The following is a 20,920-nucleotide window of genomic DNA, read 5'->3' on the forward strand; positions in this document are numbered from 1 at the left end:
TTATTAATTGTGGATTTTTTACTAAAAAATGTGTAGAAAATCGGTCCGGCAAGTTTTGACAGCATGTATTTGCCGGAATTGTCAATATGTTGAGGTTTGGATCAGGAGGGGTTCCGCATGGATTACGTTATTGTGGGAAATGGGGTTTCGGCCATCGGCGCCATCGAGGGCGTTCGCCAACATGACAAGACCGGGACCATCACGGTCGTCAGCGACGAGACCGTGCCGACCTACGGCCGTCCTCTCATTTCCTACTATCTTTCGGATAAGATCAAGTTCGAGACCCTGCCGTTCCGCCCCGAGGAATTCTACGAGCGGAACAAGGTGACCATGCGCCTGGGCTCGCGGGTCCTGTCCGTGGATCCCTCCGAAAAGGTCCTGACGCTCGATTGCGGCGATAAGATCAACTATGACAAACTATTGCTGGCGACGGGCGGCACTCCGGTCAAACCGAACCTGCCCGGCATCGACGGACCCGGCGTATACAATTTCACCACCGTGGCCCATGCCGAGACCCTCAAGGAATTGGTGGACAAGGTCAAGAAGGTGGTGGTCATCGGCGCGGGCCTCATCGCCCTCAAAGCCGCCGAAGGGTTCGCCGAAAAAGGGGTGGACGTCACCATCGTGGTCCGCTCCCGGATTATGCGCACCTACTTCGACGAGACCGCAGGCGAGCTGATCGTCGATCATCTGGAAAAGAACGGCATCCGTTTCATGCAGGGCACGGGCACCAAGGAAATCGTCCGCTACAAGGACGGCGCCATCAAGGGCGTGGAGACGGACAAGGGCATGGTCCCGGCGGATGTGGTCATCGTGGCCGCCGGCGTGCGCCCGAACATGGGGCTGGCCGTCCAGGCCGGATTGACCACCGAGAAAGGCATCCGCGTGAACGATTATATGGCCACCAGTGATCCGGACGTCTTTGCCGCGGGTGACGTGGCCGAGGCCAAGGACCTGTTGACCGGCGAATACACGGTCCGTCCCATCTGGCCCAACGCCTACACGCAGGGGCGCTATGCGGGCCGAAACATGGCTGGCGCCGAAAATCCGTACACCGGCGGCCTGTCCATGAACTCCATTACCTATTACGGGCTGCCGACCATTTCCGTGGGCGAGACCAACCTGGCCGATGACGACGAATTCGAGACCGCCGTGTTTCTGGACCGGGAAAACTCGATCTATCGCAAGCTCATTTTCAAGAACAACGTGCTCGCCGGTTGCATCCTCATCGGAGCCATCGACGCGGCCGGGTTTTACACCAGCTTCATCAAGAACGGCTTTGAACTGGACGAGGCGGGCAAGGAACGGCTCATGGAGGGGGATCCCTCTCCGGCCCTTTGGCCCGACAGCTTCATTGAGGCCATGATGAACAATCCCTAGGCCGCCATACCGCGTAAAGGAAAAGGGCCGTCCTGAGGGGCGGCCTTTTTTTGTGGAATACCCCTTCAATTTACCAAAGAGCAAGTCGCCGTCAAAGGCTGTTTTGCGGCGATATTCCGATGAATTCGTCTTGATTTGTCCCATCCCGGGGTTCCCCTTTCGGTGGCGCGTCTTGTCTGGCCCGGTCCAACTTCGCTGTCCGGCGGCGCAGCGGGAGGGCAAGGGTCTCCCCTGCATCCTGCTTTTGCCCCGCCGCTGTCCCTTGCCATGCGATTTTTCACAACGGAAAGGGAGGCAACGAGAGACGTTGCTTTGGGGGCGGTTCCGGGGCCTGGGCATCTCTTATTTCGTTTTGAGAGTGAAGACGCAGTCCCACCCGCAATCGGGCGGATCCGCTTTCAGGTGAGCGCAGCGCTCGCTGTACAGGTCGCAAAGGACTTGGTCCCGGCCGAGTTCGCCAAGTTCGCAGAACAAGGTTTCAGCGGTGACGAAATCACGGTCCTCATAGGCCTGATGGGCGCGTTCGTGGAGCGAGAGTTCTTCGCGTCGCGCCTCGGCTTCTTCCAGAGTATACACGGTGTAGATGGTTACGGGCTTTTCCTTGCCCTTGACCCGCACATTGTCCAGGATGCGAAAGTAGTAACCGTCTCCGCAGGCGTCCTTGACGGCCTGGCTGACCACGATTTTCTGGCCGTAGTACTTGGTCAGCCCTTCCAGGCGCGAAGCGAGGTTCACGTTGTCGCCGATAAGGGTGTAGTCGAAGAGGTCGGCCGAACCCATGTTTCCCACGCGCACCAGGCCGCAGTGAATGCCGATGCCCACGGCGATGGTGAATCCGTATTTTTCCTGGAAACGCTCGTTGAGCTCTTCGAGTTTGCGCTGCTGCGCCAGGGCCGCGTGCAGGGATTTTTCCTGATGGTTCTCGATGTCCAGGGGCGCATTCCAGAAGGCCATGACCGCGTCGCCGATAAACTTGTCCAGCGTGCCCTCGTGTTCGGTGATGATTCGGGTCATGGGCGTCAGGTAGTCGTGAAGCAGGTTCGTGACCTGGGTAGGGGAGAGCTTTTCGGACAGGGAGGTGAAATTGCGCACGTCCGAGAACTGGATGGTGATTTCCTTTTCCTGCCCCTCCAGGCTCAACGTGTCGGGGTTGTCCATGATCTGCGAGATGACCGAGGGAGCAAGGTAATGGGCAAAGGCCCTGTGGATGTACCGTTTGGCGATTTCCTCGCGCCAGAACTTGATCATGGTCAGGGTGATGAAGGTCAACCCCAAGGTAAGGTAAGAGTACATGGGCGAAATAAAATAATTTTGCTCCCTGTAGAAGAAGACGGCTCCGTACCACATGGCGCCCCCCATGCCGAGCACTGGCAGGATGATCCAGGACGCCCGGGTCCACACGAGCAGGAATGTGGTAACCAGGCCCCCCAGCAGTATGCCGAGGAATTCCAGGCCGGGAGCCCAGTCCGGCACCGAAAGGACCTGGTCGGAGAGGATGTTGTCGAGGAGGGTGGCGTGGGCTTCCACACCGGGAAAACTCGGATCCAGCGGCGTGGCCCGGATGTCCTTGAGCCCCGAGGCCGAAGTGCCGATGAAGGCTATCTTGCCGCGCAGGCAGCCGGGCGGCAATGTCCTGGCGAGCACGTCCGAGGCCGAAATGTATTCGAAGGTCCGCATGGGCCCTCGATAGTTGATGAGCATCTGCCCGCCGGCATCCGTGGGAATGACCATGTCGTTGAGCTTGATGCTTTCGATGCCCACGGGAGACATCTTGATGATGAGGTTTTGTTCTCCCGAGGCCAGCATGAGGGTGGCCAGGGCCAAGCTGGGGTAAAAATGCCCGTTGTAGCTATAGAGCACGGGCATGCGGCGGTATACGGAATCCGGATCCGGATTGATGGTTATGAAGCCGCATTTCGGGGCCGCTTCGGCCAGGATCGGGATAGGGCAGACCAACTGCTCTCCCTTGGGCAGACAGTCGTGGGGGGACGGCGCGCCGGGAGGCGACAGGACGGCCACCTTGGCGGGCCGCACCCGGCAATCGTGTTCGGCTACGGCTTTGTCTCGGCTGAAGTCAAAACCGAGGACATAAGGGCCACCCGTGAGATTGTGGGCCAGCAACTCGTCGTAATCCATGAGGTCTTTGGGCAACCCCTCGAAACGCATGTCGATGTGGAGTTCGCGCTTGACGTCGGCTTGCATGATCTGCGGCGACGTCCGGTCCGGTTCGCTGAAGATGATGTCCGAGGCCACGGCGACGGCCCCATAGGAGGTCAGATACTTCAACAGCAGGGCCACACGGTAGCGCGGCCAGGGCCATTGGCCGAGTTCGGACAGGCTTTTTTCGTCCAGGTCGATGATCACCGGGACGTTGGTGGCTGGTGGCTGGTGGTATTGGCGAAGGTAGTTGTCGTAGATCTTCAGGTTGAGCAGATACAGGAATTTCGGCTGGCTGATGTACAGCACACTCATAATCGCGGCGACCGATATACCTGCCCCCAGGAGTATCAGTTGGTCCTTCTTGAATATTCGTTTCAGCAGTTCCAGCATGGCTACCGACCGCGATGATTGTTATATAATTGATTATTACAGATAACCATCCGCGTATAAAGAAAAAGCTGCCATGTCTGCAAAAAAAGCCGCGTGGCGGCAAAGGCTGAGAAAAGCGTCTTGCATTTCGGTTGACTGCGCCGCACGCCTAGATGTTCCGATAGAGCATCATGCAGCCGAGCAGGAAGACCAGGCCCAGGGTGAGCTGGCGATACCCCCGGTCGGAGAGGTGCTCATAGGCCTTGGCGCCGAGAAAGATGCCGGCCAGCAGGGCGGGCAGGGAAAGGGCGTAGAGGTGCAACACTTCGCTCGTGATCATGCCGGATGCGGCCTGAAGGGAAATGATGAGTAGGCCGGACAGGGCGAAGAAACTGGCCAATGTGGCCTTGGCTTGCTCCTTTGTCCAGGATTGCAGGGCGGTATAAATGATGACCGGCGGGCCGCCGACGCCCAGACTGCCACCGAGCAGTCCCGAGCAGAACCCGGCCAGGACTGTCAGCGGCGTCCCGGAGTTCCGGGGTTTCGGTCTGGATAAAAACTGATGGCCGGTGAAGAGTACCGTGATAATGCCCACAACGATGGACAGTCCCTGGGCGGGAGCATGCTGGAGGGCATAGACCCCCAGCGGGATGCCGGTCATACCTGCGGCCATCAGTGTGAAAGCGCATTTGAGTTGGACACTCTTGCGCAATCGCACGCTCAGGTAGAGACTGATGATCACCGCCAGAAGGCTCATGAGGGGCACGCTGGTTTTGATGCTCAGAAAGAATCCGAGCAGGGGGATGGCGATAAGGCCGAATCCGAACCCGGTCATGCCCTGAAGAAAAGCGGCGGCGAGCACTATGAAGAAGACAGCGGTTGTTTCGAGCATGGACCGTGGGTACTGCATTTGTGTCCGGCTGCCAATGGGCGGACGGCCAAATAGGACGGAAAAACAGTTGCCACCAAATTGGCTCACAGGGTATAGCTATCTACAAATGCGAATCCGTTTTTAACTAATCCTAGTTTTTCAGGAGGTTGAGTTATGGCCATTGTTATTGATCACGATGAATGTATCGGTTGTGAATCCTGCGTCGAGATCTGTCCCGAAGTCTTTGAAATGGATGCGGATGGGGAAAAGGCCACGGTCATCGCCCCCGATTCCACTCTGGACTGTGTGGATGAGGCCATTGAGACCTGCCCCAATGAGGCTATCTCTAAGTCGTAATTAAATTGCTGAAAAAAAAGACCGCCTCGGAAAGGCGGTCTTTTTTTCGTCTGCGGAAAGCGGCTACTGCATGCCGGAAAAAATCGTCCGCACCTCCTCGATGCGGTCGCGGCTGCCCGTGAAATCCAGGAATTCGCCTCGAGACAGGGCGTGAACCTGGATCAGCCCCGCCTGTGGATCGTAGTAGAATTCCGCATCGTCCATGGTGCGCAATACGCTGCTCTTGAATTCGGCGCGCAGGTAGTTGCCCTCGGTCAGGAGCACCTTGCCGCCAAACACGGATTCCACGGCGTTGCCCAAATCGACCATTACCTTGTTAGGATCCCCTGAGGCTTTGATCGGGTTGATTTTGTTCTTGGCGTCGGTGGCCTGCGAGGAAACGCAATCCACGTTGTCCGGGCAGACAGCGAACCGGCCATCGGTCATGCCCAGGTTCGGGATCTTGGTGGAGCAGGCGAAAAGGGCTGCCAGGGAGACGACGAGCAGGAAGGTCACAAGTGGCTGTTTCATGGGCTTCAATCTATTGTGAAACCGAATGAAAAAGCAACCCCTTTTCCATGAGAGGGAGAGGATCAGTGGGAACGGGTGGCCATGACCACGCCGCTGAAAATGAGTGCGAATCCCACTCCGTGAACCATGGTTATGGGCTGGCCGAGCAGCAGCCATGCCCCGACCCCACTGAAAACCGGTATAAAATACTGAAGCAGGGCGGCGTTGTCGGGGCCGATGTGCATAATGGCGAAGTCCCAAAGGGAAAAGGCCGCCAGCGAGGCCAGGATGCCTACGTATAGGATGACGACGAATACGGCCGGTGTGAAGCTCCAGGTCGGGGCGAAATATTGTTCCGCCAGCGCCGCCGGGAGGAGGGGGAGGGTCCCCAGGAAAAAGGTCGCGCCGAGATAGGCCTTGCGGCTGATGGTCGCGGGCTTGCGTTTGACCAGGATGGAATACACGGCCCACAGGAGTCCGGCCAGAAGCATGACGACGTCACCCGCGTGGAAGGCCATGTGGATGAGTACGTCGAGGCTCCCCCTGGTGGCGACGACCAGCATACCCGTAAGGGCGATGGCCAGTCCGGCCCAACGGAGCGGGGTGATGCGTTTCTTAAGGCAAATGCGCGTCAGGATGACCACGAAGACCGGGGTGGAGGAGGCGAACAGGGCCATGTTCACGGTACCCGTGGTGCGTGCACTGACGTAAACCAGGGTGTTGAACAGGGTTATGCCGGTTATGGCGGCGGCCAGCAATTCCCACCGATGGTCGAGCAGGGCCTGCATGTCGCGCCGCATGTCGCGCAGGACGAAGGGCAGAAAGGCCGCGGTGGCCGTGATCCAGCGCAGGGCGGCCAGGGTCACGGGCGGAATATCGTTCACGAACCCGCTGGCGATGAGAAAGTTCCCGGACCAGATGGTTACGGCGAGCAGGGCGAAGAAAAATCCCAAGGAACGGTTGCCGGGCATGGAAGACGGATAGTCCAAGCGGAACGACTTGGCAATCGCTATGTGCCCGGAGTCGGCGGCTTTACAGAGGGCCAGCCGAAGCGGCCCAGGTCGATACGGCCCGTCTCGTCGAACCGGACGCCCTCGGCCAGGAGGAGCCGCTTCTGCTCGTCATGTCCCTGGAACCTGCCCAGGGAAATTCTTCCTTCGCGGTTGATGACCCGGTGCCAGGGTAGATTTTCCGTGCGCGAACAGGAATGCAGGATTCTGGACACCTGGCGCGCACCCCGCCGATTGCCTGCCAGGGCCGCCACGGTGCCGTAAGTACTCACTCGGCCTTTGGGGATGGCCCGGATGGTCTCGATGATCTTCTGGGTGAACGGGGAAGCCATGAGAGTGGATACATCGTCGAGCGGCCGGAAGGCAAGGGATCCGGGATCAGAAGAACGCGGCCCATAGGCCGGACAGGGGCATGACCAGGAGCAGGGCTGGGATCATGCTCGCCACCGGGAACTGCTTGATGCCACAAATACGGAATCCCGTGGCCAGCATGATCAGCCCGCCGCAGGCCGAGAAGTCGGCCAGCATATCCGGAGTGGTCAGGGGCAGGATCAGGGCCGAGGCGTAGTAGAGCAGGGCCTGCACGGCCAGTTGCGGAATCACCAGGATACCCACGGACAATCCCATGGTGGAGGCAAAGATGGGGGCCGTGAACAGGTCGAGGATGGCTTTGACGATGAGCAGGGTCGGGTCGCCGGTCATGCCTTCGCTCATGGCTCCGTATACGCCCGTGCCGCTCAGGCAGAAGAGGACAAGTAGGGCTACGAACTTGTCCAGGAATTCCTCCTGGCTGAGGTCGCCGCTGGGCCGGATGACCTTGTCGATGAGTGTGCGGGTCTTGCCCGCGCCCTTCTGGACCAGGGATTCCAACTGGACGAGTTCGCCGAGCACGGAGCCGACCACCAAAGCCAGAACCACCGGGGCCAGGAATTTGACCTTGATGATCATGGCTACGCCCAACCCCATGGAGGCGCAGCCGAAGACCATGGGCATTTTGAGCCGCAGGTTCATGCTCAATTTGGGGCCGAGAAGCGCCCCGGCTACACTGCCTACGACCAAAGCCGCACCGTTGACGAGAGGACCGATCATGCAAGAATCCTTGTGCTGGACGTGAAAAAAACGCGTCCGCATGTTTTGAAGATGAAGAAACAAGCGGTTATCGACGTTGTTGAGCGTCGTTGAGATTTGCCGAATCAAGAGGAAACAGGAGGCGGGATCAACTGTCCGAGGTGAAGCCGAATTCGATCTCCGATTTGGTGTAGAAGACGCGCAGGCCGCTTTCTGCGAATCGGGTCATGAGCGCGTCGCATTCTTCGCCGGTCAGAGCCAGGGCCACCTGCACGGGCGGATCTTCGAGGTCGAAGAAGTTGTCCGAATGGAATCGGCCGTCGTGCCCGAACCCTTCCTTGCCCGAAAACAGGGTCGCGCCGCGCACGCCGATATGCCGGGCCTGCTCGACGATCCATGTGGCCACGGGCAAGCCGTCGTGTTCGCGGCTCTGCTGGGTAAAAAAGGTAACGAAATATCCTTGCATCGCGTCAATCCTGGGCTGGGAGATGTAAAAATGGGGCCATCGGCTGGGAACGAGAATCGTTCGGCGCGGACCGGGGACGGGAAAATTCCGTCTGAACGACGAAACGCTACACCCGACCGGGACGGGACTCAACCCATTACTGAAACGGGGAGGTTTTGGCTGACAATAACCTATAATAATGTGCTTTATTCTGGAGTATTCGTCTTAGCCCAGGGCCACATCCAAGATCATCATTACCGTAAAGCCGAAGACCACGCCCATGGTGGCCAGGTCGCCGTTGCCCGAAGATTGGGACTCGGGGATGACCTCTTCCACAACGACAAAGATCATGGCGCCTGCGGCAAAGGCCAAGGCGTAGGGCAGCAGGGGCCGGGCCACAAGCACAGCGGCCGCGCCCAGCACAGCGGCCATGGGTTCAACCATGCCCGAGGCCTGACCGTACATGAAGGATTTCATGCGCGACATGCCCTCGCGGCGCAGGGGGACGGCCACGGCTGTCCCCTCGGGAAAATTCTGGATGCCGATGCCCATGGCCAGGGAGATGGCGCCGGCCATATTGGCGCTGTCGAGCCCGGCGGCCACGGCTCCAAAGGCCACGCCCACGGCCAGCCCCTCCGGGATGTTGTGCAGCGTGATGGCCGTGACCAGAAGGGTGCTGCGCCGCCAGCTCGTCTTGACGCCCTCTGCCTCGGACATGGGCGCGTTCAAGTGCAGATGGGGCAAAACCATGTCCACCAGCCGGAGAAACACCGCGCCGAGCACGAACCCCACGGCCGCCGGAACGAACGCCCAGGTGCCCATGCCGCCGCTCATCTCCAGGGCCGGGGCCAGGAGCGACCAGTAGCTGGCGGCCATCATCACGCCCCCCGCGAAACCGAGCATGATGTCCAGCGTCTTCTTGGAGATATCCTTGGCCGTGAAGACCAGAGCCGCGCCGAGGGCGGTTACGCCCCAGGTGAATAGGGTAGCCAGGAAAGCTTGAAAAATGGCATTTTGCTCCATGAACCAATCCATACGAAGGCTCCTTTGACTGAAGACGGAACGGGCGGCGCAAGGACGATCAGGAAATGTAAAACCGAAGGGTCGCGAGGACAAGGATAAATTCGTCCGCCGACGGGCGCGGGCCGTCTCGGCGTTCTCGTTTTCCTAATGGACGTCGAGATGAAGACCGGACGGAATGCCGAAAGGGACAGGGGCGACGAGGGTGTGCATGGCAATGTCGCGGACCTCGCCATGCGGGGAGAATGGTTTTTACCCAATGCTTAGGTGGGCCGCCCGCCTGCTTCAGTCCTCCGAAAGGCAAAAGAATTGTGGCGAGGACGATCCAGGACTATGGGTGAGTGCAGGCAATTCATTGATTTTAAAAATTATCTTTCCATATTATCCCACATTCGCGGCTTTCTCGCACTTATTTCCCGCAAGATCGGTAGGAATAAATGTTCCATGTTTCACAATTGCCGTTTGACATGCGTATCGAGTTTTTGTAGTCCAACTCCCCGGCGCATGGGAAATTCCCCCGCCCGCGCCATTTGGCAGAGAGAGTTCAATGACATGTGTCCGTCCGATTTTGTGTCGCCTTCCCTATGTTGATTGGGAAAAATAGCACAAGCGCTGGTTCTGAAATCGTCCATGGGTTTGCCGTAACGGCAGAGGGCGGTTGCGAGGCCGGGCGCGTCGAAAAGACCATGCCGGGGGGTATTTCTCCAGAGGTTTGAAACCTCTCCTCTCCGCCGCGGGAACGCGGGGGGTCGCGATGACGCGGGCCCTTGGTTGTCGGAACCGTTTTGCATAATCGTTTGCGTCGATGTGCATCTGTTCCCGCATTGCTTTGTAGGGATCGTCTCCGTCCGAAAGGCGAACGCGCGAGACCTCTTCGGCGGCCCGAATTCGGGATTATGCCGGAGGGATACGGTGGCTTTATGCCGTGGAATGCCGCGCCATCGGATGGAACGAGTCATGGCTTGACCGGCTTTTCCGGTTTGAATCTTAAAAGAAATGGATTGAATACAATGGATAACGCACATCGTCAGGTCGCTCCCATGCGCACCGTACCGACTGCCCGCCGCAATGTTGAACATTTCATCCCCGAAGCGGATGTCTGCACCAAGGAAATCGATTTCGTCGTGGATAACGGCAGCATCGACTACGTCAACTTTTCGGGCGGCTGCGAAGGCAACCTTAAGGCCATCGCCGCCATGATCGAGGGCATGAACGTGGACTTCGTCCTGGACCGTTTCAGCGGCATCACCTGCGGCTCCAAGTCCACCTCCTGCATGGATCAGTTTTGCCACGCCTTGCAGGAATACAAGGCCAAAATCCAGTCCCGGTAAACCCTTCCCGTATCCGGCTTGCGCCGAATGCAGCAGGCAGAACAAGGGCCGACGGTTTGACCGTCGGCCCTTTTTTATTGGCTAATTGGTGAGAAGAGGGGCAGCGCCGCTGCGGTTATTTTCTGGTGTAGACGAACAGGATGATGGGTTCGGCACCGTACTCGTCATCGGCTTGAAGCCCCCTGTCGAGCAGCCGGGACATGGCTTGTTTGGCGTCGTCTTCCGAGAAAAGCAGATAGTTTATGAGGTGGCGGTCGTTCCGGCTGTCCCGGTCCGAGCCTTTCTCCTCGATGCCGACATACCAATTCTCGACAAGTCCGCCATGGTGGCCGATGTGCCGTATTGCCTGTTCCACCACGGCATCCCTGGATTTTGCTTCATGCGGATAACTCATGGGCAACTTCCTATAATGTAATCGGCCAGGAAGCAATGCCCGGCTTGAACCTCCCCCCGCCGAAACGATGGCGCATCAATGGCGCAAAGCTGAAAAAGCGCCGCCAAGACAGCCAAGACAACCAAAAAGAGACCCAGAACGTGTCCGGGTCTCTTCAAACTTTCCTGGCGGAGAGGGTGGGATTCCAGAAATGGAATCTGCAACCTTTGTTATCATTGATGTTTTTGTCTTCGTGTTCCGAGGCTAGTGTAGCAGTCTTGTGTGTCACTTTAAAACAATGTTTTTTGATATGCTCCTATCATTGACGCGGAATAAAGCCAGCAAACTGTGCATGTCGTCTCAATGTTGTTTGAATGGCACTGGCAATGGTTGATGGCATCGTATTCTCGGCGTTATATGCTTTCAGTTCTACTATTATTTTTGATGGTAAAATTGGTGTTCGGTCAATAAAAATATCTGCTCGAACTTTGCTATATGAGGATATTAGTGTTTCCTCATGTACAGCATTTAATCCTATTTGTGATATGCATGTTGCCAATCTTTTACCCAAGTGTGTTGGTCGCTGGGTTACCATTGGATACCACGCACGAGCTTCATCAGCACGTTTAGATTCTCGCTCTCTTAACGGTGCATATGAATCAGGAGACCACTTTCCAGACGCAACTGATATGAAATGTGTCTTTTGAAATCTATCCAGATAGCTTTTCCCTGGAATATATGAATCATCATCGAGGTTTTTGCAGAGAGGGTGAATGTCGGCAGCAGCGATCGGAACGATCCTCACATCAAAATACAGTCGTGCCCTGTTGTACTCACGAAGGGGCAAAGTGTTTTGATCTTCAGAATTCAATTGCCTATACCATGCATTCCAATCAAGCTTGTAGCCCTGTCGAGGGTCAGAAAACTGTAGAACTCTTGATATTCGAAGACCATCCGTAACTGGCCAAAGAATTACAACCATATAGTCTGAAAGGTCATGAAGGGCTGTAATATACTGGGCAAGTCGGCCACCAACCTCTTCAATGGCTGAACCAAGGGTAACAGAGTCGTCGCTTATTTGTTGAAGATCCATCTCCAAAATTTCACAATCAGAAAGATCTTTGTCCTGGTTGTGAAACTGAAATGTTTCTTGAATAATACTTGGCCAGCCCGATTTGTCGATGCTGATAATTTCAAAGTCGTTAGAGACCAGGATGCGTTGATTTCGGCTTGTAGCCGCAGCAAGGTCGTTCTGAAAGTCGCGGCTTGTGGTTAACCATATAAATAAAATTTGATTGAGGTTGCTGCGATCTCGATCTAGCAAGCTTAACGTCTCGACAAACGTAGAGGGAACTGACGTGCTTTGCGCAGCAACCTCTTCATATTGATCGACGACAGCAACAAGGCGTCGGAGTTTCCCCTTTTTGGACATTATTTCCAGAGTGTTTTTTAATGATGAAGCGTCCTCGATCGCGTGACGAGGGAGTTGTTCAACATACAACTCGGGGAGGTGTGTTCCAAGTTCTAACGCTGCAGAGGTTTTGCCACTTCCACTCTGTCCATAAACAGGAAGAAAACGGATGCCGCCGCTAACTTCCATAGAAGCGAAAGCTCGTTTAACTAAAGAAAGTAAAGACTGGTTCGGTTTCAATCGACCACGAAAAGCCATATCCAAATCTTCATACCGAGAGGGAAGGCGAAGCGACATATAGACCTACAAGGGTAGACAGTGTAAAAAGCAATATGAAATTAAAACATAAAATATATATCAGGACGCCGTTCTCGTTGGCAAGGAATAGTTACACGCTGTTGTCAAAATGATGATTGCCCTTGTGGTCACATGAATTTTATGGATCGATTGGGAATACTGGCTACCAACCAAATACATCTTTACCCATCCCAGAAGACAGATACTCCCAAAGAGAAACACTCCCAAGGAGAAAGCCCGTCCAGCAACGTAGGCAAGGCGGGCATTTGCGGACGCCGTATGAGACGTCCAGGCTTACGATTTGACCAATGCCCCAGGGAGACAGGCCAGGACGGGTCAGAAACGAAATTTGGAAGCCGATTTCGCCTATCCCTTGATAATCCTGTACAATGTCTGGCGGCTGATGCCGAACTTTGTTGCCAAGACCTTCTTCTCCTCGTCATCCGCAATCTCGACGTCGAAATCACCGTTTTGAACCAATTGCATCTATTTTTGCATATCGTCGTCAAAAAACAAGAAAAAAGGGGCTGCGTTTTTACACGTAACCCCTTGAGAGGGTGTCTATGTGATTTTATATCTATATTGCTGTAGTTATTTGAGATAAAAAATCACATTTTTTTTATTGCCCCCATAGTTGCCCCCAAGTCTAGCCGGTAAGGGCATGGCGGAGAGTGACCTACGTTGCCACGGACTTGAAGGGCTGCTAACGTCGCCCCATGTCTGTGAGCAATAATGAGGTGGATACATCATGCAAGCCAAGAAAAGCACCCGGCGAGTCAGCATCCTAGAGTCGATCTTCGACGTTCTCACAGACCACGAAGTTTATGAAACAATCAACTACCGCAACCTTGATGAATCGAGAATCAAGCAATACCTCCACCAACCTCTTCAACGCATGACTATCAACGTCCTCCAGGAGCACGGAGGATGCCAGCCAGACAGAGCCAAGACTGTTGCCCGCCAAGCTCTGCGGTGGGAGGGGGATCAACAGACGACAGTCAACAACTTCATGTTTTTCGGAGTCCAACACCGGCCTGACTTCGACCTGAATATTTTGAACACCTCCTTTGCTATCGAAATTAAACGCGGTCAGGGTGGGACGGACATACGCAGCGGCATCGGCCAGAGCCTTGTCTACACGACCCTATATGACTTTTGTGCCTACCTGTTCATTGATACTTCAGCCGATAAACGGGTGGTCAACGCTTTTTCCAGCGAGCGAGAACAGGCTTTCGTTGAAAAGCTCTGGCGGGACCACAACGTGATGTTCAAGGTTGTCTAAGCCCTACCTGGAGGATAATCATGCCCACGTATCGACTTGAACCAATTGACCTCAACCATCCTGAATATTCAGGGGTTGAAGTGACGATGGATATTCTGGGTAGCTCTGGTAGAAATAAGTAGCCAAGATGATGGATTACAGTGCGTTCAATCACGTTTTCCGTCTGCACATATTAGATAGGACTAGTTATGTCGCGATTGTTTCTCTTTGCGGATGAATCTGGTGATTTTTGTTTCACAACCGGCGACAACATAAGTAAATTTTATATTGTCTGCACTGTTGTCATGGAGTCATGTGAGATTGGTGATAGTCTTCTCGCTTTAAGGCGAAGTTTGTCCTGGGATAATAAACCATTGAATGATTTTTTTCATGCCACTTGCGACAAGCAAGTTATTAGAGATGCTGTATATGCTGAAATTTCAAAATTTGATTTTTCTATACAAGCAACCATAATGGAAAAGCGTAAGGCCCAACCACAAACGAGGGTAACAGAAGAAAGATTTTATAAATATGGTTGGTATTACCATTTCATGCATTCATCTGGTGGATATCTAGACGCTAATGATGAAATACATGTGACAGTTGCAACCATTGGTACGAAAAAGAAAAGGACAGCGTTTGAAGATGCTGTCCGAGATGTCATCCGACAAAAGCTTTATAGGCACCAATGGGAAACATCATTTTGGCCTTGCCAAACTGACCCATGCTTGCAGGTCGCGGATTATTGTACTTGGGCTATCCAAAGAAAGTGGGAAATGGGAGATACAAGATCTTACGATCTTATAAAAGACAAGATCAACTATGAGTACGAATTGTTTAAGCGTGGAACACAGTTATTTTATTGAAAAAAATAAAGTGGCCGCATTCCCGACTATCCCTCATGGAGAAGTGCCCAGGGGCTCTTTTTATCGGACGCCAACCACTATTTCAAAATGTATTATTTATGCCAAGGTGGCAAGCTGTTTTTGCTCTTTTAATCGGTTTGAGTAGGACCGATCCCGAAGGACCGGCCCCATTGCCACGATGGAGAATCGCGAGCGCGGTTAAGCGGCCTTGGGTAACGCAACCCGCCACACGTTACTGGAGAACTCGGCTTCAAGTCCGGAGCGCAGAACATCCACCACGGCTGCCACATGTTCGGCATCGGCCTCGGCATCATCAAGCATGACCTGGACCCAAGAAAGCCCTGCGGACTCCAGAGCCATATCACGGGCGCGCTCCAAAGTTTCGCCGGGAATTGACGGGGCGAGTTGGCCAAGAGGATCGTTTCCCAACAGGCGGAAAAATCCCACGTCGCCAGCCTTGGCCCGATCCATCACCAGCAGAACGCGTTTTGTCGGGTCCATAGCCCTCATGGTGTCGCGGGCTTCGCGGTCCCGCATTTCCGTAAGGTGTTGGTCAACGTCTTCGGGCAGAGTCCAAACGGCATTGTAGACGGCCTTTGCCACCTCAACAGGCTTGGCAGCCATGGTCTTGATCTTTTCAAGGGATTCAGCAACCGGGGGCCATGCCTCAGTCAGTGTTTCCGATACCCTTTTAGCCCGTACCTCCTCCCGATAGTCGGTGTTCGAGAGAATTTTCCGGGCCTTGATTATAGCGGGGGCGAGTTGGTTCATGCCAGCTTCCAACAGCGAGTCATAGGCGGCAGCACGGCGGGGGGCGGTCCAGGCATTATCCCGGTCAATAAGAGTTTTCAAGCGCACATCCAACGATTCCATTCCGAGTGCGTTGCCGAGATTGCCGATGCCATGAGTTTCAGGATTAGTTTCCAAAGCGTCACGCCGTGCGTGAAGGTCGGGGACTGGGACAAGCCCAACGCCCGGAACCTTGGCGAGTCCATTTTCATTGATCACAATCATATTACAACCCCTTAATTTTGTTGTTCAAAGTGTTTACGGCTTCGCGGATTTCGTCCGGCAAACCTTGACCATCTTTGGCAATTTCGCCAATTAGGCCAATGGCTTCGGCCAGGTGTTCGGCCAGATTGATGCGGCGAATGATCAGCATGTTGTTTCGAGAAACTTCGGACATTGTTGTGCTCCTGTTGTTTTTGTAGGTTAAGCGCCGGATTCGGCGCGGTTTGCGTAGTGGGCCTGGGCAATCTGTTCCCATTCCTCATTGGTCAAGGGCTTGAATCCGTGAAGGACCGTGGACGTGGTGGAAGCCTCCACACGGGCAACAAACGCCTCTTTTGACTCGCTAGGTTCCCGGTGGAAGATTTCACCGACTCGGCCCTCGGCATATGTCAGTTCGCACCATGAGGGTGTGAGCCAAAAACGAGGTATGTCTTGGGGCGCAGTGCGGGATTCCAACGCCTCCAGGCGGGCGGATAAGTTACGCGGCCTCATCGGGAACCTCCGGGGCGGGGCGGCGCATGTCCACGGCATTGACCACCACAAGCGGGCCGGTATGGTCCGGGAACGCGGCCTGGGCATCCTCTACGCTGTCGAAGCTCTGACCGTTGACGGAAAATCCGTCTTCGGTGGGAATCGCTACAAGACCAGGGGCCGGGGGCTGCTTATCCTCCTGAACGCGTTCCAGCCGATCAAGACGGCCTTTGAATGTTCGGTTCATTATAAATTCTCCTTTTCTTCCAGCACCTTGATACGCTGCTCAAGGTCGCTCGTTTGGATGATGCTCGCCATGACCTGGGCCAAATATCCGAGCGCCCGCGCCTTTGTTCCGTCGATTTCGTCACGGTTCAGCCGGTTCGCCACGTCCGCCAGAAAAACCCGGAGGTCTTGAGCGGACTTCAACCGCCGCTTGGGAGGGAGGGGGGTAGGTGTCGGATTTCCGCATCCGGCCTTGGTTGAGGTGCTATCTTCCATCGCAAAAACTCCTTGTTTTATGGCCCTACGCGGCCTTCTGAGACGTTTTCACTGCCGCCTTGTACTCGCGCTCCACCTGCTTGGCGTAGTGTCTTAAAAAATGAAATGTAGCGAATTCAGCCCATGCCCTGTTTTGTGCGAAGTGGAAGGTTGCCCTGTATTTGGACATGAAGCTGTAAACGGTCTGTGTCGCTGCCTTGGGTTGCATCTTGCTTCGGTAGTTCCCGGCCACCAAATCGGAGAAAGGGGCTTCGACCACCACCATGAAGGCATCCAAGCCCCTGGCTCTGGTCAACTCCCGCTCAAAGCGTTCCCGGCCCGTTGAAATGGATGCCATGAAGTCAGGCAGGGATTTACGCTCGACGGCCACCCGGCTTTCCAGTCCGGCAAGTGAATAGTCGCCAGTTGCTAGGGGGGCGTCGATCACGGTCACGCCCTCAAACTTTGGACCATCAAAGTGAAAAGGGACTTGTTCGCGGCTATCGCGGACGATCTGCATAGGCTTCTCCTCTCACCGGCTCTTTGCCTTTTCCCTCAAGAGCTTGACCAATGAGCGAAATGATTCGCTTTGCCGTGCCCTGGCCGAAGCCGTTAGACCGTAGGGTCTTCTCTATCCGGCGCTTATCTTCGGTCTTCATGGCTTTCCCCGGTCGCTCTGCACGACATTCCCAATGTCGTGTACTTGTTCAAGACTTGTTCAGATACTTGTTCAGATACTTGTTCCGGTTCCCTGGTGTCCGGTTGCGAGGCCGTCAATGTCCGGTCGTAGGCTTGTTTATGTCCGGTCTTCGTGAACATCGTGTTTTCCGGGGCCTGTCTTTGCCGTCTGCGGGTGTTGGTCAGCCTGGACCGCGCCCCTGGAGTTGGCGTGATATCTTCAACACCACCAAGCCGCCGCAACACGGCGTTACACTGCAAATTGCTAACATCTTGCATAAGGATTCCCTCGCGGTATAGTTCGGTCGGGCTGGAAGTTGTGCCTTCCTCGTTGGCGACTATAAATCCGTTATCTACAAGCCAAGACCATGCGCGACGGCCTGTCCGTGATTCGAGTCCAGCGATCCTATTGAGGAAGGTGGGGAGCAAGTATCTCGCATCAACGAATCGTTGGCTTGCGTCAGCACATTCGTAGGCAACAAGCCATTCGTCTCCCCCGGCGTCTTCATTGGTCCATGCCATCCCTTCCGACCACGAAAGCCCTAGAAGCGCGAGATAGAGTTTCCGGACCGATGGAGTCATGACAGCCCAAACGCCTTGGAAAATCAGCGCGGATTCCATGCGGACCCAGACCTTGGGATCAGGGCGCGACGCGTAGGTTGAATACCTCATGACGTATTCAAGTCGCGTCCGGCCTCCAGGTGTGGCCACTCGGCGCTTGTCGAGCCACCTCTCACCGTACAAGTAGTTTGTTGCGGTTGCGGCTGTACGCTTGGCAATCCCAGCTAGAACAGCGATCCGATCCAGGCTAGGCCGGGCAATGCGCGTCTTTCGGTTTTCGTGGGCAATCAGGACCGGCAGGACGGCAAGGCGGCTATCGGGCCAGGACTCGCCAAATTCACCGGCTCGGATTGATTCGCGGAAGGGGAGCAAAATGAAGTTACCGGCCATGGCAAGGCACCGTCACGGTGTGATGGTGATACATGGCTACGCCGCCTTGCCTTCCTGGGTGCGTTCCTTCATCCACTCACGGACGGATTCAGCGGACCATGCGGTCGTACGTTCTGCCAGCTTGGTAGGAGCCGGGAATTGCCCCCTTTGGACCCAGCGCCAAAGAGTGGCCTTGCTGACCGGGATGAATTGCAGAACTTGCTTGGCTCGAAGAAAGCCAGTTTCGGGAAATGTGGGTGCGTTCATATTCGCCTCCGTTGGGTTACGTGAGGCAAGAATAGACGCTATGGGATAGAGCTTTTAGCTAAACAAATGCTTATTTAATTAGTCTAATTCATTCAGTATGCTACGAGTTATTTCTTCTTCCTTCTTCCTCGTCTCGGGGAATTTCAAAAGGGCTGCGCGCAAGGTCCCATTGCTTACTCCCAGTTCTGCGCATACTTTGTCTTGGGCGTCGTCGATGTTAAGAGGTCCTCCAGAAATCCCAACTAACGCGCGATAAAAACCAACCCTTTTGCATAGTAATCTGTCGCGAGAGTCCTTTTCCCAATCTGGCATAGGGGGGCGTCCCTTGGGTTCTTTGATATCCGGGTCAACTTTGTCTGCCAAAAGAGCGCAAATATCTACTGGTAACGGACAACTGCGTTGCCTAAGATCCTCAGCGACTTCTCGCCAGCGTCGTAAATGGATTTTTACCATTAAATCAAGGTCTATCAAATCAATCATTTCATCTCCATTTGCCCGGTATGGGCTTTATGCTTGCTTGAAAATCGGCACCACCTTGCCGACTGCATTGTTTTTCAGCTTGTCGAGGAAGTCAGACCAGCTTTGCATCATTTCGCGACGCTTGGGTAAATATTGGCTTCTATTGTAGGCGGCTCGAATGGCGTTCTTTGGGGTATGGGCCAGTTGTGCCTCGATTACATCCGGTTCCCATCCTGTTTCATTCAGGAGAGTAGAGGCCATAGCCCGGAATCCATGAGCGGTCATTTGTTCATTGGTGTATCCCAAATAGCGCAGGGCCGCGTTCAGGGTGTTGGCCGAAATGGGCTTTTCGCCACGGTTGCCGGGGAAAAGATACTTTCCCGATCCGGTCAACGGGTAGAGGTCCGCCAACACGTCAACGGCTTGCCGTGAAAGTGGTACAAGGTGGGGACGGCGCATCTTCATCTTTTCGGGAGGAATCCGCCAAGTGGGGGGCTTGCCGTCTAGTTCAAACTCGGCCCATTCAGCCTTGCGGAGTTCGCCAGGACGCACGAAGAGGAGGGGGGCAAGGCGCAGGGCGCAGCGGGTGACGTGTTGGCCGTGATAGCCGTCTATGGCGTTCAACAGTACGCCCACTTCGCGCACGTCCGTAATAGCTGCAAAATGCTTCTTCTCAGGAGGCGGGACGGTCCCTTGTAAATCCCTTGTGGGGTCGCGCTCGGCACGGCCTGTAGCGACGGCAAAGCGCATGATCTGCCCCACCTTCTGCATTTGCCTTCTGGCCGTCTCTGCCGCACCCCTGGACTCAATGCGGCGGATACAAGCGAGGATTTCAGGCGGGGTCAACTCCCTGATTGCCCGTTGCCCCAGCCAAGGGAATACATCCTTTTCAAGACGTTGAATAATGGATTTGCCGTAGGGCTTGGAAAAGGTGTGCTTGTAGCGGTCGAACCACTCAAGAGCGATGGTCTGGAAGGTTTCACCCTCGGCACGTTTCAGGGCCTTTTCTTCCTGGCGGACCTGAGAGGGGTCTTGCCCGTTGTCCAGTAGCTTGCGGAAGTCACGGCGCTTGTCGCGGGCCTCGGATAAACTCACATCGGGATAGGTGCCAAGAGAGAGGCGCTTCTCCTTGCCCCCAAAACGATACTTCAGCCGCCACCACTTGCCCCCACGCGGGGAAACCTCAAGATATAGTCCTTTCTCATCGAAAAGACGGTAGATTTTCTCTTTCGGCTTGGCGTTCCGGCAGGTAACATCTGTCAACGGCATGGGGGCAACTCCTTATCGTTTGGGGCAACCTTTTTCCTTTTGCCCCCATTATTGCCCCCAGTTGCCCCAATATGTCAATGGACCCTATTTTACCTTATGAGACTACCGAATAAACAAAAAGCCCCGCATTTGCGGGACTTTAGGTATCTCTTTAGGCCTTATGAGATTGAAATATGGCGGAGAGGGTGGGATTCGAACCCACGTACGGGCTATTAACCCGTAACTCGATTTCGAGTCGAGCGCGTTACGGCCGGACTTCGCTACCTCTCCTTGGGTGGCTAGCGCCGATGTGAAGTGGGTTTATAAACAGACTCGGGCCAAGAGGCAAGCACCTTTTGGATTTTGCCGGTGCCAAGGATGGGCCGGTCCGGCGTGGGACTGAATTTTGCGCATAGTGGGTGGCGGCCGGATGTGAAAAAAGGACTTACATAGTTGACGCCCTTTTGATGAATGAGAATCCGGCCAGCGGGAAAAGACTGCGCCGGAGGCGCAAAAGGGGGATGCAAGGGGGCGAATCCTTGCCCGCCGGAGGCGAAATCACCCGAATTCCGCCGCGAAGCGGCTTTCAACGCCTGATTTTCTTTTCAGGGAAGTAAAGGGACCATCCCACAAAAATACCATGTCGGCACTCCCGAGTTTTGCTGGTA

Annotated in this window: 24 protein-coding genes and 1 tRNA gene; 5 read left to right on the forward strand and 20 right to left on the reverse strand. The window is 55.0% G+C overall.

The window, feature by feature from the left end:
• Window positions 1-117 precede the first annotated feature (117 nt).
• Window positions 118-1,380 carry an NAD(P)/FAD-dependent oxidoreductase gene (locus J0909_RS17060; protein ID WP_207264755.1) on the forward strand — a complete coding sequence of 421 codons (1,263 nt, stop codon included), beginning with the start codon at window positions 118-120 and terminating at the stop codon, window positions 1,378-1,380.
• Between the two features lie 342 nt (window positions 1,381-1,722).
• On the opposite strand, the gene J0909_RS17065 is transcribed toward J0909_RS17060, so the two are convergent.
• Window positions 1,723-3,930, reverse strand: a complete 2,208-nt coding sequence (locus J0909_RS17065) for a CHASE2 domain-containing protein (RefSeq protein ID WP_207264757.1) — start codon at window positions 3,928-3,930, stop codon at window positions 1,723-1,725.
• A gap of 148 nt (window positions 3,931-4,078) precedes the next feature.
• Complete coding sequence (locus J0909_RS17070; protein ID WP_207264759.1) at window positions 4,079-4,819, reverse strand: sulfite exporter TauE/SafE family protein; 741 nt, start codon at window positions 4,817-4,819, stop codon at window positions 4,079-4,081.
• Window positions 4,820-4,954: 135 nt separating this feature from the next.
• Between J0909_RS17070 and J0909_RS17075 the strand changes: the two genes are divergently transcribed.
• Window positions 4,955-5,137, forward strand: a complete 183-nt coding sequence (locus J0909_RS17075) for a ferredoxin (RefSeq protein WP_207264761.1) — start codon at window positions 4,955-4,957, stop codon at window positions 5,135-5,137.
• A 63-nt stretch (window positions 5,138-5,200) separates the two neighbouring features.
• On the opposite strand, the gene J0909_RS17080 is transcribed toward J0909_RS17075, so the two are convergent.
• The 6 genes from J0909_RS17080 to J0909_RS17105 all read right to left on the reverse strand — a co-directional run bounded on the left by J0909_RS17080 (window position 5,201) and on the right by J0909_RS17105 (window position 9,184).
• Window positions 5,201-5,647, reverse strand: coding sequence for a DUF1499 domain-containing protein (locus J0909_RS17080; protein WP_207264763.1), 447 nt, complete (start codon window positions 5,645-5,647; stop codon window positions 5,201-5,203).
• A gap of 62 nt (window positions 5,648-5,709) precedes the next feature.
• Complete coding sequence (locus J0909_RS17085) at window positions 5,710-6,597, reverse strand: DMT family transporter (RefSeq protein WP_207264765.1); 888 nt, start codon at window positions 6,595-6,597, stop codon at window positions 5,710-5,712.
• Between the two features lie 38 nt (window positions 6,598-6,635).
• Window positions 6,636-6,968 (reverse strand): MGMT family protein, encoded by a 333-nt coding sequence (locus J0909_RS17090; protein ID WP_207264767.1) that lies wholly within the window; start codon window positions 6,966-6,968, stop codon window positions 6,636-6,638.
• Window positions 6,969-7,014: 46 nt separating this feature from the next.
• Window positions 7,015-7,725, reverse strand: a complete 711-nt coding sequence (locus tag J0909_RS17095) for a DUF554 domain-containing protein (protein ID WP_207264768.1) — start codon at window positions 7,723-7,725, stop codon at window positions 7,015-7,017.
• A gap of 127 nt (window positions 7,726-7,852) precedes the next feature.
• Window positions 7,853-8,170: a DUF190 domain-containing protein gene (locus J0909_RS17100; protein ID WP_207264769.1), complete on the reverse strand. Its 318-nt coding sequence runs from the start codon at window positions 8,168-8,170 to the stop codon at window positions 7,853-7,855.
• A gap of 204 nt (window positions 8,171-8,374) precedes the next feature.
• Window positions 8,375-9,184: a ZIP family metal transporter gene (locus tag J0909_RS17105; protein WP_207264771.1), complete on the reverse strand. Its 810-nt coding sequence runs from the start codon at window positions 9,182-9,184 to the stop codon at window positions 8,375-8,377.
• Between the two features lie 995 nt (window positions 9,185-10,179).
• Here J0909_RS17105 and J0909_RS17110 point away from each other — a divergent pair.
• Window positions 10,180-10,500, forward strand: coding sequence for a TIGR03905 family TSCPD domain-containing protein (locus J0909_RS17110; protein ID WP_286182117.1), 321 nt, complete (start codon window positions 10,180-10,182; stop codon window positions 10,498-10,500).
• A 115-nt stretch (window positions 10,501-10,615) separates the two neighbouring features.
• Here the strand turns inward: J0909_RS17110 and J0909_RS17115 are convergent, their stop codons facing one another.
• Both J0909_RS17115 and J0909_RS17120 read right to left on the reverse strand, forming a co-directional pair.
• Window positions 10,616-10,894, reverse strand: a complete 279-nt coding sequence (locus J0909_RS17115; protein ID WP_207264773.1) for a hypothetical protein — start codon at window positions 10,892-10,894, stop codon at window positions 10,616-10,618.
• A 298-nt stretch (window positions 10,895-11,192) separates the two neighbouring features.
• Window positions 11,193-12,542 carry a hypothetical protein gene (locus tag J0909_RS17120; RefSeq protein ID WP_207264774.1) on the reverse strand — a complete coding sequence of 450 codons (1,350 nt, stop codon included), beginning with the start codon at window positions 12,540-12,542 and terminating at the stop codon, window positions 11,193-11,195.
• A gap of 787 nt (window positions 12,543-13,329) precedes the next feature.
• Between J0909_RS17120 and J0909_RS17125 the strand changes: the two genes are divergently transcribed.
• Window positions 13,330-13,863, forward strand: coding sequence for a hypothetical protein (locus J0909_RS17125; RefSeq protein WP_207264776.1), 534 nt, complete (start codon window positions 13,330-13,332; stop codon window positions 13,861-13,863).
• A 188-nt stretch (window positions 13,864-14,051) separates the two neighbouring features.
• Window positions 14,052-14,708, forward strand: a complete 657-nt coding sequence (locus J0909_RS17130; protein ID WP_207264778.1) for a DUF3800 domain-containing protein — start codon at window positions 14,052-14,054, stop codon at window positions 14,706-14,708.
• Between the two features lie 198 nt (window positions 14,709-14,906).
• On the opposite strand, the gene J0909_RS17135 is transcribed toward J0909_RS17130, so the two are convergent.
• From J0909_RS17135 to J0909_RS17180, 10 genes are all read right to left on the reverse strand, one after another.
• Window positions 14,907-15,722 carry a hypothetical protein gene (locus J0909_RS17135; protein ID WP_207264780.1) on the reverse strand — a complete coding sequence of 272 codons (816 nt, stop codon included), beginning with the start codon at window positions 15,720-15,722 and terminating at the stop codon, window positions 14,907-14,909.
• A gap of 1 nt (window position 15,723) precedes the next feature.
• Window positions 15,724-15,894 (reverse strand): hypothetical protein, encoded by a 171-nt coding sequence (locus J0909_RS17140; RefSeq protein ID WP_207264782.1) that lies wholly within the window; start codon window positions 15,892-15,894, stop codon window positions 15,724-15,726.
• A 303-nt stretch (window positions 15,895-16,197) separates the two neighbouring features.
• On the reverse strand, window positions 16,198-16,437 hold the full coding sequence (locus J0909_RS17145) for a hypothetical protein (protein ID WP_207264784.1): 240 nt from the start codon (window positions 16,435-16,437) through the stop codon (window positions 16,198-16,200).
• The gene (locus J0909_RS17150) at window positions 16,437-16,691 is read right to left on the reverse strand and encodes a hypothetical protein (protein ID WP_207264786.1); all 255 of its coding nucleotides are present in this window, start codon (window positions 16,689-16,691) and stop codon (window positions 16,437-16,439) included. The genes J0909_RS17145 and J0909_RS17150 overlap by 1 nt, the downstream gene beginning before the upstream one ends.
• Window positions 16,692-16,716: 25 nt before the next feature.
• Window positions 16,717-17,190, reverse strand: coding sequence for an ERCC4 domain-containing protein (locus J0909_RS17155; RefSeq protein WP_207264788.1), 474 nt, complete (start codon window positions 17,188-17,190; stop codon window positions 16,717-16,719).
• Window positions 17,171-17,329, reverse strand: coding sequence for a hypothetical protein (locus tag J0909_RS17160; protein ID WP_207264789.1), 159 nt, complete (start codon window positions 17,327-17,329; stop codon window positions 17,171-17,173). The genes J0909_RS17155 and J0909_RS17160 overlap by 20 nt, the downstream gene beginning before the upstream one ends.
• 1,006 nt (window positions 17,330-18,335) lie before the next feature.
• A complete protein-coding gene (locus J0909_RS17165) occupies window positions 18,336-18,545 on the reverse strand; it encodes a helix-turn-helix transcriptional regulator (protein ID WP_207264791.1) in 210 nt (69 codons plus the stop codon).
• Between the two features lie 78 nt (window positions 18,546-18,623).
• A complete protein-coding gene (locus J0909_RS17170; RefSeq protein ID WP_207264793.1) occupies window positions 18,624-19,025 on the reverse strand; it encodes a hypothetical protein in 402 nt (133 codons plus the stop codon).
• A 27-nt stretch (window positions 19,026-19,052) separates the two neighbouring features.
• On the reverse strand, window positions 19,053-20,273 hold the full coding sequence (locus J0909_RS17175; protein WP_207264794.1) for a tyrosine-type recombinase/integrase: 1,221 nt from the start codon (window positions 20,271-20,273) through the stop codon (window positions 19,053-19,055).
• Between the two features lie 174 nt (window positions 20,274-20,447).
• Window positions 20,448-20,543 (reverse strand) — tRNA-Ser (locus J0909_RS17180).
• Window positions 20,544-20,920 lie beyond the last annotated feature (377 nt).

Origin of the sequence: Desulfovibrio sp. Huiquan2017, from assembly GCF_017351175.1 — a bacterium.
Classification (GTDB): Bacteria; Desulfobacterota; Desulfovibrionia; order Desulfovibrionales; family Desulfovibrionaceae; genus Pseudodesulfovibrio.